We start from the raw sequence: 17,218 nt of genomic DNA, 5'->3' as shown, positions 1-17,218 counted from the left end.
AGTGCGGATGAAAGCGGCCTGAAGGTAATTTTTGGTGTTTTGCTCTTATTGACTACGCGCTAATCCGCAGGTGTGCACAACCGTCGGGCCATTAAAAAAGCCGCCCTTGCGAGGCGGCTTTTTCTCGTGCGGATGACGAGATAATTGTCAATTTTCGCTTGCGCAAACGATTCCGTGCTCGAATTCGTTCGCTATTCGTCTCTATTGCCCGTTCAGAGCGGCGGGTTCAAAGCGGTGCGTTCAAAGCCGATTCGTTCAAAACGCGCACCCAAAATGTGGATCGGGCGCACTGGAAACGGCCGGTGTACAAAAAGCACCGGCGCGCTTTCCAGTCGCGTTTAGCCGACCGCCACCTGACGCAATACCGGGCGGCGCGTCGTTTCAATCAACGCCGAATAGCCGTCGACATAGTTCTGCGCCATCGTTTTCGAGCTGAAGCGGCGCTCGAACTGCGCGCGGATTTCCGTGCGCGACAGTTCATCGAGACGCTGCAGCGCGGCCACCGCGCCTTGCACGTCCTCGACGATATAGCCGGTCACGCCATGGTCGATCACTTCCGGCACCGAACCGCGGTTGAACGCGATCACCGGCGTGCCGCACGCCATCGACTCGATCATCACGAGGCCGAACGGCTCCGACCAGTCGATCGGGAACAGCAGCGCCTTGGCGCCCGACAGAAACTCCGGCTTCTGCGCCTCGTTGATCTCGCCGACGAATTCCACATGCGCCATCGACAGCAACGGCTCGATCTCGCGCTTGAAGTAGTCCATGTCGACCTTGTCCACCTTGGCGGCGATCTTCAGCGGCAGACCGCTTTGCGCAGCGATCTTGATGGCTGTATCGACGCGTTTTTCCGGGCAGATGCGGCCGAGAAACGCCAGATATTCGGGCTTCTTGTGCGGCTGCGGCGTCAGCAGTTGCTCCGGCAGCCCGTGATAGATCGTGCTGAGCCAGTTGGCCTGCGGCAGCGGGATGCGCTGCGAATCCGAAATCGACACGACCGGCACGTGCGAGAACGTATCGAACACCGGCTGCAGTTCCGGTAGATCGAGTCGGCCGTGCAGCGTGGTCACGAACGGCGTGTCCATCGTCGTGAAGAGCGGAAACGGCATGTAGTCGAGGTGAAAGTGCAGCACGTCGAACTCGTGCGCGACCTTGCGCACCTTTTCCATCATCAGGATGTGCGGCGCCAGCGCGTCGCGAATCGTCGGATCGAGGCGCAGCGCGCGCGGCCAGCACGCCTCCAGATTTGCCGAAGTGACCGAATCGCCGCTCGCGAACAGCGTCACGTCGTGTCCGAGATCGACCAGTGCTTCGCTCAGATACGACACGACACGCTCGGTGCCGCCATAAAGTTTTGGGGGGACAGCTTCATACAGCGGCGCAATTTGTGCGATTCGCATGCGGTTTCTCCTGTTCACTGAGGCTTCGCACAGCGGCGCGCGGGTAGCGCATGAAGCGAATGCCTGACGGACGGTTGGGCGCGGTAAGCCGCCGCCCGGGGGTGCTCGGAATTGCATCGGGTAATCCCTTAGCGTTCATTATCGGGATCGACGACGCTAATTCGAGTCATTTTTCAAACGCTTAATGTTGTTACAGCGCGAAACACGCGCCGTTACAGCTCATATGGCGGGCCGTCCCGATAGATGGGGAGCGTCAAACCGCATACTTAAACAAACGCTCAACAGGCCAACGCGGGCCCACGCGGGTCAACGCGCACGAGCAAGCGCCGCGCCCGGACTTCGAAAAAATGGAAAATAGACTCGAAATAGCCGCGTTGTGCGAAAGTCGAAAGCTCTTATAATTGTTTCCCAGCATTTCAAGGTGCGAAAAAAAGCGCCTGAATGCTCACCATCCAGGACGGCTAATAGCTGCCGCAGTCATGTTAAAGCGCATCGCCGACTCCACGCTGCGCAACGTTTTCATCCCACCTGCTACTTCTCCGGCGGCGCCGGCTGTAGGAAAAATTCCTACACAAATGACGGATTTATCCGGCGGGACGCCGGGGTGTCTCTCCGATTTTCGTCAGCCCCCCCTTTAGACACAATGCCTCAAGACCAGAAACGACCGAGTCGCGCTGCGTAACGCTGCGCGTTCGGCAAACGTTTCCGCAAAACGGCCTGACCAGCCGCTTATATGTACGGGGGAAATCATGAGCACGAGCGATATGCTCAATGAGATCAGAGAAGTCAACCTGTCCTATTTGCTACTCGCACAGCGTCTGTTGCGCGAAGATAAGCCGATGGGCATGTTTCGCATGGGAATTTCGGATCAGCTGGCGGATGTGCTCGCCAATCTGTCGTTGGCTCAGACCGTCAAGCTCGCGGCGTCCAACCAGATGCTGTGCCGATTCCGTTTCGACGATCACGCAGTGCTGTCGGCCCTCGCGGACAAGGGCAAGCAAAGCGCCGTCGCGCAGGCGCACTCGGCGATCCTGATGGCGGGCCAGCCGGTCGAGCAGATCGGCTGATGGCCGGTAAGAGCGTCGTACTCGAAGTCAGGGACATCACTCTTGCGATCGAACTGATCGGGCTGGGCGCCCGCCTGCAGCTGCTGGAGGCGGAAACCAGTCTGTCACGCGACCGGCTGATCAGGCTGTACAAGGAACTGAAAGGGGTGTCGCCACCCAAGGGCATGCTGCCGTTTTCGGCCGACTGGTTCATGACCTGGCAGCCGAACTTTCATTCGTCGCTGTTCTATAACATCTACCGCTTCATCGCCGGTCACGGCGGCTGCCGCACGATCGAGGCGATCGTGAAGAGCTACCGGCTTTATCTGGAGCACGTCCAGCTGCACGCCGACGAGCCGGTGCTCAGTCTGACGCGCGCATGGACGCTGGTGCGCTTCTTCGATTCCGGGCTGTTGCAAACGAGCGCCTGCCGCCGCTGTGGCGGGCATTTCGTCGCACACGCGCACGATCCGCAGCATGGGTTCGTCTGCGGGCTGTGTCAGCCGCCGTCGCGCGCGGGCAAAACCAGGCGGGCCGTGCAATCACAGCCGGCGGAGCAATCCGCCGACTTCCGCGCCGCGCCGCAAGCGGCCGGCCCCACCGGCGCTATCGGCCCCAGCGCCCCCACCGGCAAGGCGGCCCGCGCAAGCCGCACAGTCCGCGAGGCGGCCCACGCCGCGCGCGCCGCTGCCACCCGGGCGCCCAGCGCCGTCGCCGGCCTCTAACCGTCGCACGCCCGGCGGGCGGCGAATTCCTCTGGTTTACACCGGATTAACGGTCGGCGTTTCCCCCCAAAGTTTTTCGCGCCGTTGCCGTAAACCAGTTTAACGACGGTCAACGTCGCTTTTTGTGAGGGCTCGGCAGTGCTGATATTCGTGGGAACACTCGTGACGATATTGTCCGTTTTCGGCGGTTACGCGCTGGAAGGCGGTCATCTCGGCGCGCTGATGCAGCCCGTTGAAGTGCTGATGATCGCGGGTGCCGGCCTCGGCGCGTTCATTCTCGGTAACGGGATGAAGACGATCAAGGCAACACTGCGCGTCATCCCGACGCTGTTCAAGGGCGCGAAGTACAACAAGGACGTCTATATGGAGCTGATGGGGCTCCTGTACGTGCTGCTGGCGAAAGCTCGCAAGGAAGGCACGCTGACGCTCGAAGCCGACATCGACGATCCGTCGAAGAGCCCGATCTTCACGCAGTACCCGAAGATCCTCGCCGACCATCACATCGTCGAGTTCCTGACCGACTATCTGCGTCTGATGGTCGGCGGCAACATGAACGCGTTCGAGATCGAAAGCCTGATGGACGAGGAAATCGAGACGCACCACCAGGAAGGCGAAGCGCCCGCGCATGCGCTGAACAAGGTCGGCGACGCGATGCCCGCGTTCGGTATCGTCGCCGCGGTGATGGGCGTGGTGCACACGATGGCCTCGGCCGACAAGCCGCCCGCGGTGCTCGGCGAGATGATCGCGCAGGCGCTGGTCGGTACCTTCCTCGGCATTCTGTTGTCGTACGGTCTGATCGGCCCGCTCGCGAGCGTCGCCGAACAGCGCGTGACCGAGTCGACCAAGATGTTCCAGTGCATCAAGGTGACGATTCTCGCGAGCCTGAACGGCTACGCGCCGGCGATTGCCGTCGAGTTCGGCCGCAAGGTGCTGTTCTCGACCGAGCGTCCGTCGTTCGCCGAGCTCGAAGAGCACGTGCGCCGCGTCAAGGCGAAATAAGAAAGAAGGCGACGGGACGAACCGATGAGCAGCAAGGACAAAGACCGCGCAATCGTTGTCAAGCGCGCTTCGCCGAAGAAAGCGGGCCATCACGGTGGCGCCTGGAAGCTCGCGTACGCGGACTTCATGACCGCGATGATGGCGTTCTTCCTGCTGATGTGGCTGCTCAGTTCGGCGTCCACCGTGCAGTTGCGCGGCATCGCCGACTACTTCAACCAGCCGCTGAAGATCACGCTGTGGGGCGGCGATCGCAGCGCCGAAGATTCGTCCATCCTGAAGGGCGGCGGCCGCGACATCTCGACCGACGCGCAGGGCGTGACCCGCTCGACCGACGGCAGCAGCAGCCGCGCCGAACATTCGACTTCGCACAACAACGACGATTCGGTGAAGCAGCTGCAAGGCGCGCTCGAACGCCAGGAGCAGGTGCGCCTGCACGACCTGCAGGTCAAGCTGATGGCCGCGATCGAAGCCAACCCGGTGCTGCGCCAGTTCAAGCAGCAGATCCGTATCGACTCGACACTGACCGGCCTGCGCATCGAAATCGTCGATTCGCAGAAGCGGCCGATGTTCGCGACCGCGCGCGACGTCGTCGAACCGTACATGCGCGACATCCTGCGCGAGATCGGCCATACGCTGAACGACGTGCCGAACCGCATCATCGTGCAGGGCCATACCGACGCGGTGCCGTATGCAGGCGGCGAGAAGGGTTATAGCAACTGGGAGCTGTCGGCCGATCGCGCGAACGCGTCGCGGCGCGAGCTGGTCGCGGGCGGTATGGACGAAGCGAAGGTGATGCGCGTGCTCGGGCTCGCGTCGACGCAGAACCTGAACAAGGCGGACCCGCTCGACCCGGAAAACCGCCGCATCAGCATCATCGTGCTGAACAAGAAGTCGGAGGAAGCGCTCGACCACGACGATTCGACGACCACGACGCTGTCGGACGACGCAGCCGGCTCGAAGCCGCTGCTGCAAAAACTTGCGCAGCCGGTAACGGCCGCACCGAAGCCGACGGCGCCCGCGCCGGCGGCCCAGTAACAGACCGCGGCCGCCGGGCCGCGGCGCGCCCCGGTGGCGCGGCCCGCCCGGCAGCCCGGAAGTCAAGCGCAGCGAGGTTTTCATGATCAGGCACATCCTGGCAATCGACGATTCGGCATCGATGCGGCAGATCCTCGCCGCGACGCTGACGAGCGCCGGCTATGAGGTCACGCTCGCGGCGGACGGTATTGAAGGGCTCGAAAACGCGCTGGCGATGTCGTTCGATCTGGTGCTGACCGATCAGCATATGCCGGGCAAGACGGGCCTTGATCTGATCACCGCGTTGCGCGGCAATCCGGCGTACCGGAGCACGCCGATCCTCGTGCTGACGACGGAATCGGGCGAGCCGTTCAAGGCGGCCGCGCGCGAGGCGGGCGCGACCGGCTGGATCGAAAAGCCGCTCGACCCGGACATGCTGACCGAACTGGTGGCGGCGCTAGCCGAGCCGGACCCCGTGTAAGCGACCTTCACACCCAGCACAGACACAGTACAGATAGCGCTCGACGCGGCGAACCGATAGCCGCGCCAGGACAGGAACTTTCGCGGTGAACCAGGCATGACACTCGATATCACACAGTTCTATCAAACGTTTTTCGACGAAGCGGATGAACTGCTCGCGCAGATGGAGCAGTTGCTGCTCAATCTCGACGTGGCCCACCCGGACCCCGAAGACCTCGCGGCGATCTTCCGCGCCGCGCACTCGATCAAGGGCGGCGCGGCGACCTTCGGCTTTACCGCGCTGACCGAGACGACGCACATTCTCGAGTCGCTGCTCGATCGCGCGCGCAACAACGAACTCGTGCTGCGCAAGGACATGATCGACACGTTCCTTGAAACCAAGGACGTGCTGTCGGGCCAGCTGACCGACTATCGCGCGAGCGCCGAACCCGACGCGGAAGTGGCGCGCGCGATCTGCGCGAAGCTCGAACAGCTGCATGCGGAAAGCCGCATGGGCGGCATGGCGCCGGCACCCGCTGCCGAAGCAGCGCCGGCCGCGAGCGCCGCGGAGGTGGAAGCCGCGGAGCTGGAGGCGGCATTCGCCGCGCACTCACAGCAGCCAGGCGGTACCCCGCCCGAGCACGTCGTCGAACAGGCGGTGCAGGTGGCGGGTGAATGGACGGGCGGCGAACCGGCACAGACCGGGCAAGCCGCGGGGAGCGCCGACGGCAACGCCGGCGGTCCTCATCTGAAAATTACGCTACGGGGCGTTGGGGAGAAAGACCAGGAACTGCTTGCCGAAGAGCTGGGCAACCTGGGCAATATCGTCGGGCAGGTCAAGAGCGGCAGCGATCTAACGCTGTGGCTTTCGACCGACGTAACTTCTGACGACATCATCGCCGTGTGCTGCTTCGTGATCGACGAAAGTCAGATCACGATCGGCCGCGGCACCGCGCCGGCGGATGACGAGCAGCAGGGCGAACCTGGAACGCCCGACGCTGCCGCCCAACCGCCGGCGCAAGCAGTACACGCCGCACCCGCCGCCGCAGCGGCGGGTGCGCATCCGGCCACGCCGGCGGCATCTGTGGCATCGTCGGCCCCGGTGGCCAACACCGCCGCACCCGCCAGTGTGGCCAATGCGGCGAGCACTGCGGACACTGCGCTGCCGGTCCCGCCGACAGCGCTCGCGCAACCGCCGGTAGCGAAGCCGCCCGCGGCCGAGCAGGACCGCAAGGCGGCCCGTCCGGCCGCCGCGGCGGCCGGCGCCGAAGGCAGCTCGATTCGCGTCGGCGTCGAGAAGGTCGATCAGTTGATCAACCTGGTCGGCGAACTGGTGATCACCCAGGCGATGCTCGCGGAGACCACCAGCACGTTCGATCCGGCGCTGCACGACCGGCTCTTCAACGGCATGGCGCAGCTCGAGCGCAACGCGCGCGATCTGCAGGAAGCGGTGATGTCGATCCGCATGATGCCGATGGATTACGTGTTCAGCCGCTTCCCGCGGCTGGTGCGCGATCTGGCGGCGAAGCTCGGCAAGGAAGTCGAACTCGTCACCTTCGGTCAGGCGACCGAACTCGACAAGAGCCTCATCGAGCGGATCATCGACCCGTTGACTCACCTCGTGCGCAATTCGCTCGACCACGGCATCGAAACCGTGGAAGCGCGCCGCGCGGCGGGCAAGGATTCGACCGGCCAACTGGTGCTGTCGGCGGCTCACCATGGCGGCAACATCGTCATCGAAGTGAGCGACGACGGCGCGGGCCTGCGCCGCGACAAGATTCTCGCGAAGGCGGCCAAGCAGGGCATGCAGGTCAGCGAAACGATGACCGACGAGGAAGTCTGGAACCTGATCTTCCTGCCGGGCTTCTCGACGGCCGAGCAGGTGACGGACGTGTCGGGCCGCGGCGTCGGCATGGATGTGGTGAAGCGCAACATCCAGTCGATGGGCGGTCACGTCGAGATCACGTCGCACGCGGGCAAGGGCAGCACCACGCGGATCGTGTTGCCGCTGACGCTAGCGATTCTCGACGGCATGTCGGTGAAGGTCGGCGCCGAGATCTTCATCCTGCCGCTGAACTTCGTGATGGAGTCGCTGCAGCCACGCGCCGAAGACATCTACACGGTTGCCAACGGCGAGCGCGTGGTAAGGGTACGCGGCGAATATCTGCCGCTCGTTGCGCTGCACGAGATATTCAACGTGCACGACGCGAAGCAGGAGCCCACGCAAGGCATCGTCACGATCATGCAGACCGAAGGCCGCCGCTTCGCGATGCTGATCGACGAACTGGTCGGTCAGCAGCAGGTGGTCGTGAAGAATCTGGAAACGAACTACCGCAAGGTGCACGGCATTTCCGCGGCGACCATTCTCGGCGACGGCAGCGTCGCGCTGATCGTGGACGTGGCGGCGCTGAACCGCGAGTCGCGCCATGCGCATGGGCACGGCGCGATGAGTCTGGCGTGACGGGCCTCGCGTGACAACACACATTCAACTCAATTCATCCCAACCGTTTGGGGGCTAACGTGGCAGAAGTCCAAACCATCAATTCGAGCGTCGTGAGTGGAGCGAACGGCCGCCGCGACGCACAGCAGGCGGACGCCGGCGGTCAGGAATTCCTCGTCTTCACGCTCGGCGCGGAAGAGTACGGAATCGACATCCTGAAGGTGCAGGAAATCCGCGGCTACGACAACGTCACGCGCATCGCCAACGCGCCCGAATTCATCAAGGGCGTGATCAACCTGCGCGGCATCATCGTGCCGATCGTCGACATGCGCATCAAGTTCCATCTGGGCCGCGTCGAATACGACCACCAGACCGTCGTGATCATCCTGAACGTCGCGCATCGCGTGGTCGGCATGGTGGTGGACGGCGTGTCCGACGTGCTGACGCTCGCGATGGATCAGATCATGCCGGCGCCGGAATTCGGCGCGACGCTGACGACCGAGTACCTGACGGGCCTCGGCACCGTCGACGGCCGCATGCTGATCCTGATGGACATCGAGAAGCTGATGACGAGCCAGGAAATGGCGCTCATCGAGACGGTCGGCATCTGAGCGCGGCACTGACGGACAACACCGAACAGGCAAAGGGAGCATCAGGATGCTGAGCAGGTGGTCGATCCGCACCTCGTTGACGATGGTGGGGATTCTTCTCGTTGCGCTGACCGTGGTGGTCGGCGCGCTCGGGCTCACCGCGCTGAATCGGGCGAGCGGCTCGCTCGATCGCGTCGCGCGTGGTGAACTCGTGGCGATTCACTCGCTCGACGATGCGTCGTCGTATCTGCTGCGCTCGCGTCTCGCGATCGACCGCTTCAACACGCTGAGCGCCGCCGGCAACGCGGACGAGGCGAAGAAGGTGCTTGACCGTGCGCAGGAACTGCTCGCCAAGGGCAACCAGAGCTGGCAGGCGTTTCTCGACGCGCCGAAACACGGCGTCGATCAGGGTCTGCTCGACGACGCGCTCGCCAAACACACGGCGCTGATGCACGACGGCGTTGAAGCCGAGTTCGCCGCGTTGAACGCGAACAATCTCGACGCGTATCACGCGGTCGCCGATACGAAGATCAGCCCGATGTTCGTCGCGTTCGACACGGCCGCGACCGCGGTCGTCAACGCGCTGCAAAAGAGCGTGCAGGATCAGCAGGCGAGCGCGCAGTCCGACGCATCGCTGATGATGACGTCGATCATCACCGTGATCGTGCTCGCGCTGCTGCTCGTGGTAGGTCTGCGCTTCGCGCTGCGCGGCCTCATCATGCAGCCGCTCGCCGACGCGACCGCGTGCTTCGAGCGGATCGCCTCGGGCGATCTGTCCGAAACGGTCGACGTGCACAGCAACAACGAAATCGGCCGCCTGTTCGGCGGCATCAAGCGGATGCAGGAAAGCCTCGCGACGATGGTGCGCGCGGTGCGCGGCAGCACCGAATCGATCGACACCGGCGCGCGCGAAATCTCGATGGGCAATACCGATCTGTCGCAGCGCACCGAGCAACAGGCCGCGTCGCTGCAGCAAACCGCGTCGAGCATGGATCAGCTGACCAGCACCGTGCGGCAGAACGCGGAGAACGCGCGCCAGGCGAGCCAGCTCGCGGTGAACGCATCGGACATCGCGACGCGCGGCGGCGACGTGGTGAGCCAGGTCGTCACGACGATGCAGGAGATCGCGACGAGTTCGAACAAGGTTGTCGACATCATCGGCGTGATCGAAAGTATCGCGTTCCAGACCAACATCCTCGCGCTGAATGCGGCGGTCGAAGCCGCGCGCGCGGGCGAACAGGGCCGCGGTTTTGCCGTGGTCGCGGGCGAGGTGCGCAGCCTCGCGCAACGCAGCGCCAGCGCGGCGAAGGAAATCAAGGAGCTGATCGGCGATTCGGCCGACAAGGTCCATAGCGGCTCGGAACTGGTCGGCCGCGCCGGTACGACGATGGACGAGATCGTGCAGGCGGTGCGTCGCGTAACGGACATCATGGGCGAGATCAGCGCGGCGTCCGAGGAACAGTCGGGCGGCATCGAGCAGGTCAATCGCGCGGTCGTGCAGATGGATTCGGTCACGCAGCAGAACGCTGCGCTGGTCGAAGAGGCGACGGCCGCGGCGGCTTCGCTCGAAGACCAGACGCGCCAGTTGCAGGCTGTGCTGAACGGCTGGAAGGTGGCCGGCGGCGCCGCGCGTCAGAGCGCGGCCACGGGTGCGGCGCCAGCGCGCGCGCAGACGGCCGCGCCGGTCAGCGCAAGAAAGAGCGCGCGGCAGGTCGCCAAAGCCGCGCCGCAACCGGCGAGCACGGTAAGCGCGGCTTCTGCCGCGCCGGCGGATAACGCGAAAGCGGCAGTGGCGGCAAACGCAGCTCAACCGACGCACGATGCAGCCGCACGCGTCGAACCCGCGCTGAAGCCGAAGCAGTCGGCGGCGCCGGCACGCCCGGCTGTCGCGAGCACGGCGACGGCCGGCTCGGACGCGGATTGGGAAACCTTTTAGGTGATGGTGTAACGACATGCGGTCAATCGGCATCACGCCCGTTCACGGGCGAAGCACTGGAGCACGCGGCGAACGCGTGCTGCCGGCTGGCCGCCTGTCGATGAAACGCGCGCGCGGGCGCGGCCCCGCGACGACAATTCCTTCCTGCCAGGCAGACCGGCCGGGCAGCAAGCGTGATGGCAGCTACCGCAGACAGGAATTTTCATGATGGCAACGCGCGCACAGCAACGCCCGGCACGGGCAGCACCTGAGCGGACCGAGACGGGCAGAACCTCGGAGACCGGACGCGATTTCGAATTCACGTCGGCGGACTTCGGCCGCATTCGCGATCTGATCCATCGCTCGGCCGGCATTTCGTTGTCGGACCACAAGCGCGACATGGCGTACAGCCGTCTCGCGCGCCGTTTGCGTGCGCGCGGTCTCGACACGTTCCGCCAGTACCTCGATCTGCTGGAAGCGGAAAACGACCCGGCCGAGTGGGAAGCGTTCACGAACGCGCTGACCACCAACCTGACCGCGTTTTTCCGCGAAGCCCATCACTTCCCGATCCTCTCCGAGTTCGTGAAGCGCCGCGCGCAGCCGGTGTCGGTGTGGTGCTCGGCGGCATCGACCGGCGAAGAGCCGTACTCGATCGCGATGACGCTGATCGAAGCGCTCGGCGAAAGCGGCGCGCGTCAGGCGTCGGTGCTCGCGACCGACATCGACACCCAGGTGCTCGCGAAAGCCGAGGCCGGCGTCTACCAGCTCGACCAGGTCAAGCAGCTGTCGCCCGAGCGGTTGAAGCGCTTCTTCCTGAAAGGCACCGGCGCGCATGCGGGAATGGTCAAGGTGCGGCCCGAAGTGCGCGCGCTCGTGCGGTTCGAACAGCTGAACCTGACCGATCGCGATTACCAGCTGCGCACGCAGTTCGACGCGATCTTCTGCCGCAACGTGATGATCTATTTCGACAAGCCGACCCAGGGGCAGGTGCTGTCGCGCTTCGAACCGCTGATGAAATCGGGCGGCCTGCTGTTCGCCGGTCACTCGGAGAACTTCACGTACGTGACGCAGGCGTTCCGGCTGCGCGGCCAGACCGTCTATGAACTGACGCGCGATGCGGGCTCGCGCGGCGGCGCGCAGGGCGTCACGCACGGCAGCGCCACACACGGTACCGCGAGCGGGGTGACAGCATGAGCAGCGGGCTGCCGATCGCGACCAACCTCTACTACGACAACCACTTCCAGCGCCCCGGTGTGAAGCTGTTGCCCAACGAGTTCTACACGACGAGCGAGGATATGGTGCTCGTCACGGTGCTCGGCTCGTGTGTGGCGGCCTGCATCCAGGACCGCACCGCGGGCATCGGCGGCATGAACCACTTCATGCTGCCCGACGACGGCGCCGACGTCGCGCAGGCCGCGTCCGATTCGATGCGTTACGGCGCGTACGCGATGGAAGTGCTGATCAACGAACTGATCAAGGCCGGCGGCCGGCGCGAGCGCTTCGAAGCGAAGGTGTTCGGCGGCGGCGCGGTGCTGGCCGGCATGACGACGATGAATATCGGCGATCGCAATTCGGCGTTCGTGCGCCGCTATCTGGCGACCGAGAAAATCCGCATCGTCGCCGAGGATTTGCAGGGCTCGCATCCGCGCAAGGTCGCGTTCATGCCGCGCACCGGCCAGGTGATGGTGAAGAAATTGCGCTTGCAGCAGGAAGCGGGCGTAGCCGAGCGCGAACAGGCGCTCGTGCGGCAAAGCGCCGAAGCGCGTGCCGAGCGGCTCGCGGCGGCGCGCAAGCGGGTCGAACTGTTCGCGACGCCGGCCGCCGCGCGGCCGAAAATCGAACTGTTCGGCGCGAGCCCGCGGCTGAATAACTCCAACAACGCCAGAACTACAGAGGAGGCGTGAGCGCTGTGCAAAAGATCAAGGTATTGTGTGTCGACGATTCGGCGCTGATCCGCAGCCTGATGACGGAAATCATCAATGGTCAGCCGGATATGACGGTCGTCGCGACCGCGCCGGACCCGCTCGTCGCGCGCGAGCTCATCAAGCAGCACAACCCGGACGTGCTGACGCTCGACGTCGAAATGCCGCGCATGGACGGGCTCGACTTCCTCGAAAAGCTGATGCGCCTGCGGCCGATGCCGGTCGTGATGGTGTCGTCGCTGACCGAGCGCGGTAACGAAATCACGCTGCGCGCGCTCGAGCTCGGCGCGGTCGATTTCGTGACCAAGCCGAAGGTCGGCATTCGCGACGGCATGCTCGACTATTCGGAAAAGCTCGCCGACAAGATTCGCGCGGCGGCTCGCGCGCGTGTACGCCAGGCCGCGCCGGCGCACCATGCCGCGACGCCGGCCGCGCAGGCGCCGATCGGTTCCGCGCCGCTCTTCAACAATCCGCTGCTGAGTACCGAGAAGCTGATCATCGTCGGCGCGTCGACGGGCGGCACCGAAGCGATTCGCGAGGTGCTGGTGCCGTTGCCGCCGGATGCGCCCGCGGTGCTGATCGCGCAGCATATGCCGCCCGGTTTTACGAAATCTTTCGCGCAACGCCTCAATGGTTTGTGCCGGATTACCGTTAAAGAAGCTGAGCACGGCGAGCGCGTGCTGCCGGGTCACGCGTATATCGCGCCCGGCCACGCGCATCTGTTGCTCGCGAGGAGCGGCGCGAACTATATTGCGCACCTGTCCGACGACCCGCCGGTGAACCGGCACCGTCCGTCGGTCGACGTGCTGTTTCGCTCGGCCGCGCAGCATGCGGGCAAGAACGCGGTGGGCGTGATTCTGACCGGCATGGGGCGCGACGGCGCGGCCGGGTTGCTGGAAATGAAGAAGGCCGGCGCGTACACGCTGGCGCAGGATGAAGCGAGCTGCATCGTATTCGGCATGCCGCGCGAGGCGATCGCGTTGGGCGCCGCCGACGAGATCACCGCGCTGCCGGAAATGAGCCGGCGCGTGATGGCACGCCTGTCGATGATGGGCGATCGCGTTCAGCGGGTATGATGCGGGCCGGGCAGACTGAAGCGGCGGCTGGCCGCGTATGGATCAAGCAAAGGGAAACAAATGGATAAGGGAATGAAGATTCTGGTGGTGGACGACTTTCCGACGATGCGCCGGATCGTTCGCAACCTGCTGAAGGAACTGGGCTACTCGAACGTCGACGAAGCCGAAGACGGCATGGCCGGTCTCGCGCGTCTGCGCGGCGGCAGCTACGACTTCGTGATCTCCGACTGGAACATGCCGAACCTCGACGGTCTGGCGATGCTGAAGGAAATCCGCGCCGACGCCAGCCTCACGCATCTGCCGGTGCTGATGGTGACGGCCGAGTCGAAGAAGGAAAATATCATTGCGGCGGCGCAGGCCGGCGCGAGCGGTTATGTCGTCAAGCCGTTTACGGCCGCGACGCTCGACGAGAAGCTCAACAAGATCCTCGAGAAGATGGCGAAAGCCGGGAGCTGACGTGACTGCGCCGACCCAAACGCCTGGCGCCGAGGCGGCCAGCGAGAGCATCGACCTGACGTCGGATCGCATCCTCGCCCGCATCGGACAACTGACGCGCACGCTGCGCGATTCGATGCGCGAACTCGGGATCGACAAGCACGTCGAGCGCGCGGCGGAAGCCGTGCCCGATGCGCGCGATCGTCTGAAGTACATCGCCAACATGACCGAGCAGGCCGCCGAGCGCGTACTGTCGGCGATCGACATCGCCAAGCCGGTGCAGGAGCAGTTGCAGAAGGACGCCGCCGAACTCGACGCGCGCTGGGAGCAGTGGTACGCGTCGCCGATCGAGCGCGAGGAAGTGCGCGCACTGATGAACGACACGCGTACGTTCCTGCGCGGCGTGCCGGAGGCGACCAGCGCGACCAACTCGCAACTGATGGAAATCATGCTCGCGCAGGACTTCCAGGATCTGACCGGCCAGGTGATCAAGAAAATCACCGACGTCGTCTATCTGATCGAGCAGCAACTGCTCGGCGTGCTGGTCGAGAACATCGCGCTCGAACGGCGCGAGCAGTTCGCGGCGAACGCGGCGGCGCTGAAAGCCGAAGTCGCACTCTCGTCGACCGGCAGCCCGGAGCACCTGCTCAACGGTCCGCAGATCAATCCGGAAGGCAAGACGGACGTGGTGCAGGACCAGTCGCAGGTCGACGATCTGCTCGCGAGTCTCGGCTTCTGATACGGTCCGGCGTTCGTGCCGGGCCGTTTTTCCTCATCGGCGGTCGCATCGGCAACGCTTCGGCAACTTGTCGCGGTGGTTTGTTCGTTGCCCGATTTCCCGCCTGATTTCCCGCCCGATCGACATCGTTCTCCCGATGTCGTCCTGTGGTCGTTCTGCTGTTGCCTTGTTTCCCGCCGTCGGCGCCGCTCGCGCGCCTGACGCTCAGCTAACACGCCCATTCCGGACAGTTTCACGGCGGTAAGCGACGGTAAGCCGTCCGCGCGAGCGCGCGCGCTGTCGGCTGACACGAACCACAGGCATACTACGAAGTCACAGCGGTACGGCGCCCGCCATTGCAGCGCCGTGCGGCCGCATGGCTCGGGATACCCCGAGGCGCGCGGCCGCGGCGGTGCCGTATCATCAGCCTACTGGCAGCCGGTTCGCGCGGCAGGCGAATCGCGTTGCGGCTCGGGAGGAGCATCGTCATGTGGAGTTGCGTACGTCGCGCCGGCAAGTTCGCGGCACTCGTTTTGCCTTGTTCGCTGTGGGCCCTCACAGCCGCGCAGCCCGCCCACGCGGCACTGGGCAGCGCGCCAATGACACCGCCCGCCGACTCCACGGTCACTTCCCGCGTGGTGCAGCCGGCGGCCGGCGCGGCGCAGAGCGTGATGCGTTCCGCATCCAGCGCGGGCTCGGCGGCGTCTTCCAGTTCGTCCCCTGCATCCTCTTACACCGTGCGCGAGACCGCGCTCGGCAACGGCACGGTGGTCCGTGAATATCTCGGCACCGACGGCGCCGTCTTCGGCATCGCGTGGCATGGCCCGCAGATGCCCGATCTGAGCGATCTGCTCGGCAGTTATTTCCCGCAATACGTGGCCGGCGTGAAGGCGGTGCGCGCCGCGCGCGGCAACACGCGCGGCCCGGTCAGCGTCGACCAGAGCGGCCTCGTGGTGCGCTCCGGCGGCCATATGGGCGCATTCAGCGGCGTCGCCTGGCTGCCGTCGGCACTGCCGGCCGGCGTCAGCGGTTCCGACATCCAGTAACGGCGAGGACGACGATGCGAACCATGCACACGAGCGCGACACTCAAAGGCTGGATGCAGGCTGTGTTTGCCGTACTGCTGACGGCGACGCTGGTCGCCTGCGGCGGTGGAGGCGGCGACAATTCCAGTTCCAATTCCAATTCCGGTTCGGGCAATAACGGGACGAACTCGGTGAACAGCGGCTCGCTGCCCGCTAGCCCGACCCAGCAGCCGATCGCCGCGAACGCCGCCAATACCGTGCCGATCACGGTCAACGCAGGCACCAGCAATGTCGTCAATATTCCGGGCGTCAGCGTGAGGATTTGCGCGCCCGGCTCGACCACCAACTGTCAGACGATCGACAACGTCCAGCTCGACACCGGCTCGTTCGGGCTGCGCCTCGTGAGTTCGGTGATCAATCCGGCGTTGCTCAGCGCGCTGACGCCGGTCACCGCGAACGGCACCACGCCGCTCGCCGAGTGCGCGAGCTTCGCCGACGGCTTCACCTGGGGCGCGGTGCGCAGCGCGACGGTGGTCATGGGCGGCGAAACGACGAAGAGTGCGATCCCGATTCAGGTGATCGGCGACACGAGCGCGGGCCCGACGCCCACCAGCGGCTGCGGTAGCGGCCCGGCGGAAAACACGGTCGCCGATCTCGGTGCGAACGGTATTCTCGGCGTCGGCACCGCGCTGACCGACTGCGGCGCGACCTGCGCGACGGCCAAGACGGCGGCGACCTTCAGCAACTACATCCAATGCGTGGGCTCCTCGTGCTCCCGCGCGACGGTGCAGATCGCGCAGCAGGTCGCCAACCCGGTCGCGAACTTCGTGACCGACAACAACGGCCTGATCGTGCAGATGCCGCCGATATCGAACTCCGGCGCGGCCTCGGCGAGCGGCACGTTGGTGTTCGGCATCGGCACGCAGTCGAACAACGGGCTCGCCGCGTCGCAAATGTTCACGACCGACGGCTTCGGCGACATGAACAACAGCACGTTCAACGGCACGACGGTACAGGCGTTCCTCGATTCGGGCTCGAACGGCTACTTCTTCGCCGATAGCACGCTGCCGGCGTGCGGCAGCAACGTCAACGGCTTCTACTGCCCGTCGACGTCGCAAACCCGCTCGGTCACGCTGGTCGGGCTGAACAAGACCACCGCGGCGGTGAACATCGGTATCGCCAACGCGCAGACGCTGTTCAGCAACACCAGCAACTTCGCGTTCAACGACCTTGCCGGCCAGATCGGCGGCAGCACCAGCTTCGACCTTGGCCTGCCGTTCTTCTACGGCCGCCACGTGTACTACGGCTTCGACAACGGCGTCGCTACCCCATTCGTCGGCTTCTAGCCGCCGACGCGTCAATCCGGTACAGCGGGGCTCGCGCAACACACGCGCGAGCCCCGCTGCCATCCGTCGAAATACCCCCGTTTCTCCGCCCTTATCCGTCGATCG

At 64.8% G+C, this 17,218-nt stretch carries 16 protein-coding genes; 15 read left to right on the top strand and 1 reads right to left on the bottom strand.

Annotation, left to right across the window (positions count from 1 at the left end; all coding sequences use genetic code 11):
• Positions 1–338: 338 nt before the first annotated feature.
• Complete coding sequence (locus L0U82_RS17880) at positions 339–1,403, bottom strand: glycosyltransferase family 4 protein (RefSeq protein ID WP_233832710.1); 1,065 nt, start codon at positions 1,401–1,403, stop codon at positions 339–341.
• 746 nt (positions 1,404–2,149) lie between these two features.
• Between L0U82_RS17880 and flhD the strand changes: the two genes are divergently transcribed.
• From flhD to L0U82_RS17805, 15 genes are all read left to right on the top strand, one after another.
• Positions 2,150–2,470: a flagellar transcriptional regulator FlhD gene (flhD, locus tag L0U82_RS17875; RefSeq protein WP_233833340.1), complete on the top strand. Its 321-nt coding sequence runs from the start codon at positions 2,150–2,152 to the stop codon at positions 2,468–2,470.
• Positions 2,470–3,174, top strand: a complete 705-nt coding sequence (gene flhC / locus L0U82_RS17870) for a flagellar transcriptional regulator FlhC (protein ID WP_233832708.1) — start codon at positions 2,470–2,472, stop codon at positions 3,172–3,174. Before flhD ends, flhC begins: the two co-directional genes overlap by 1 nt.
• 138 nt (positions 3,175–3,312) lie before the next feature.
• A complete protein-coding gene (gene motA, locus L0U82_RS17865) occupies positions 3,313–4,173 on the top strand; it encodes a flagellar motor stator protein MotA (protein ID WP_233832706.1) in 861 nt (286 codons plus the stop codon).
• A gap of 24 nt (positions 4,174–4,197) precedes the next feature.
• Positions 4,198–5,208 (top strand): flagellar motor protein MotB, encoded by a 1,011-nt coding sequence (gene motB, locus L0U82_RS17860; RefSeq protein WP_233832704.1) that lies wholly within the window; start codon positions 4,198–4,200, stop codon positions 5,206–5,208.
• Between the two features lie 82 nt (positions 5,209–5,290).
• Complete coding sequence (locus L0U82_RS17855) at positions 5,291–5,668, top strand: response regulator (protein ID WP_233832702.1); 378 nt, start codon at positions 5,291–5,293, stop codon at positions 5,666–5,668.
• A 96-nt stretch (positions 5,669–5,764) separates the two neighbouring features.
• Positions 5,765–8,107: a chemotaxis protein CheA gene (gene cheA / locus L0U82_RS17850; protein ID WP_233832700.1), complete on the top strand. Its 2,343-nt coding sequence runs from the start codon at positions 5,765–5,767 to the stop codon at positions 8,105–8,107.
• Between the two features lie 59 nt (positions 8,108–8,166).
• Positions 8,167–8,697, top strand: coding sequence for a chemotaxis protein CheW (locus L0U82_RS17845; RefSeq protein WP_233832698.1), 531 nt, complete (start codon positions 8,167–8,169; stop codon positions 8,695–8,697).
• A 46-nt stretch (positions 8,698–8,743) separates the two neighbouring features.
• Positions 8,744–10,612 carry a methyl-accepting chemotaxis protein gene (locus L0U82_RS17840; protein WP_233832696.1) on the top strand — a complete coding sequence of 623 codons (1,869 nt, stop codon included), beginning with the start codon at positions 8,744–8,746 and terminating at the stop codon, positions 10,610–10,612.
• A 204-nt stretch (positions 10,613–10,816) separates the two neighbouring features.
• On the top strand, positions 10,817–11,785 hold the full coding sequence (locus L0U82_RS17835) for a CheR family methyltransferase (RefSeq protein ID WP_233832694.1): 969 nt from the start codon (positions 10,817–10,819) through the stop codon (positions 11,783–11,785).
• On the top strand, positions 11,782–12,495 hold the full coding sequence (cheD, locus tag L0U82_RS17830; RefSeq protein ID WP_233832692.1) for a chemoreceptor glutamine deamidase CheD: 714 nt from the start codon (positions 11,782–11,784) through the stop codon (positions 12,493–12,495). Before L0U82_RS17835 ends, cheD begins: the two co-directional genes overlap by 4 nt.
• Positions 12,496–12,500: 5 nt before the next feature.
• Positions 12,501–13,589: a protein-glutamate methylesterase/protein-glutamine glutaminase gene (locus L0U82_RS17825; protein ID WP_233833338.1), complete on the top strand. Its 1,089-nt coding sequence runs from the start codon at positions 12,501–12,503 to the stop codon at positions 13,587–13,589.
• 60 nt (positions 13,590–13,649) lie between these two features.
• A complete protein-coding gene (gene cheY, locus L0U82_RS17820; protein ID WP_233832690.1) occupies positions 13,650–14,045 on the top strand; it encodes a chemotaxis response regulator CheY in 396 nt (131 codons plus the stop codon).
• A gap of 1 nt (position 14,046) precedes the next feature.
• On the top strand, positions 14,047–14,763 hold the full coding sequence (gene cheZ, locus L0U82_RS17815) for a protein phosphatase CheZ (protein ID WP_233832687.1): 717 nt from the start codon (positions 14,047–14,049) through the stop codon (positions 14,761–14,763).
• Positions 14,764–15,230: 467 nt separating this feature from the next.
• A complete protein-coding gene (locus tag L0U82_RS17810) occupies positions 15,231–15,788 on the top strand; it encodes a DUF2844 domain-containing protein (RefSeq protein WP_233832685.1) in 558 nt (185 codons plus the stop codon).
• A 14-nt stretch (positions 15,789–15,802) separates the two neighbouring features.
• Positions 15,803–17,113, top strand: a complete 1,311-nt coding sequence (locus tag L0U82_RS17805; protein ID WP_233832683.1) for a DUF3443 domain-containing protein — start codon at positions 15,803–15,805, stop codon at positions 17,111–17,113.
• Positions 17,114–17,218 lie beyond the last annotated feature (105 nt).

Origin of the sequence: Paraburkholderia sp. ZP32-5 (assembly GCF_021390495.1) — a bacterium.
Classification (GTDB): domain Bacteria; phylum Pseudomonadota; class Gammaproteobacteria; order Burkholderiales; family Burkholderiaceae; genus Paraburkholderia.
This window is presented reverse-complemented; position numbering and strand designations above follow the sequence as displayed.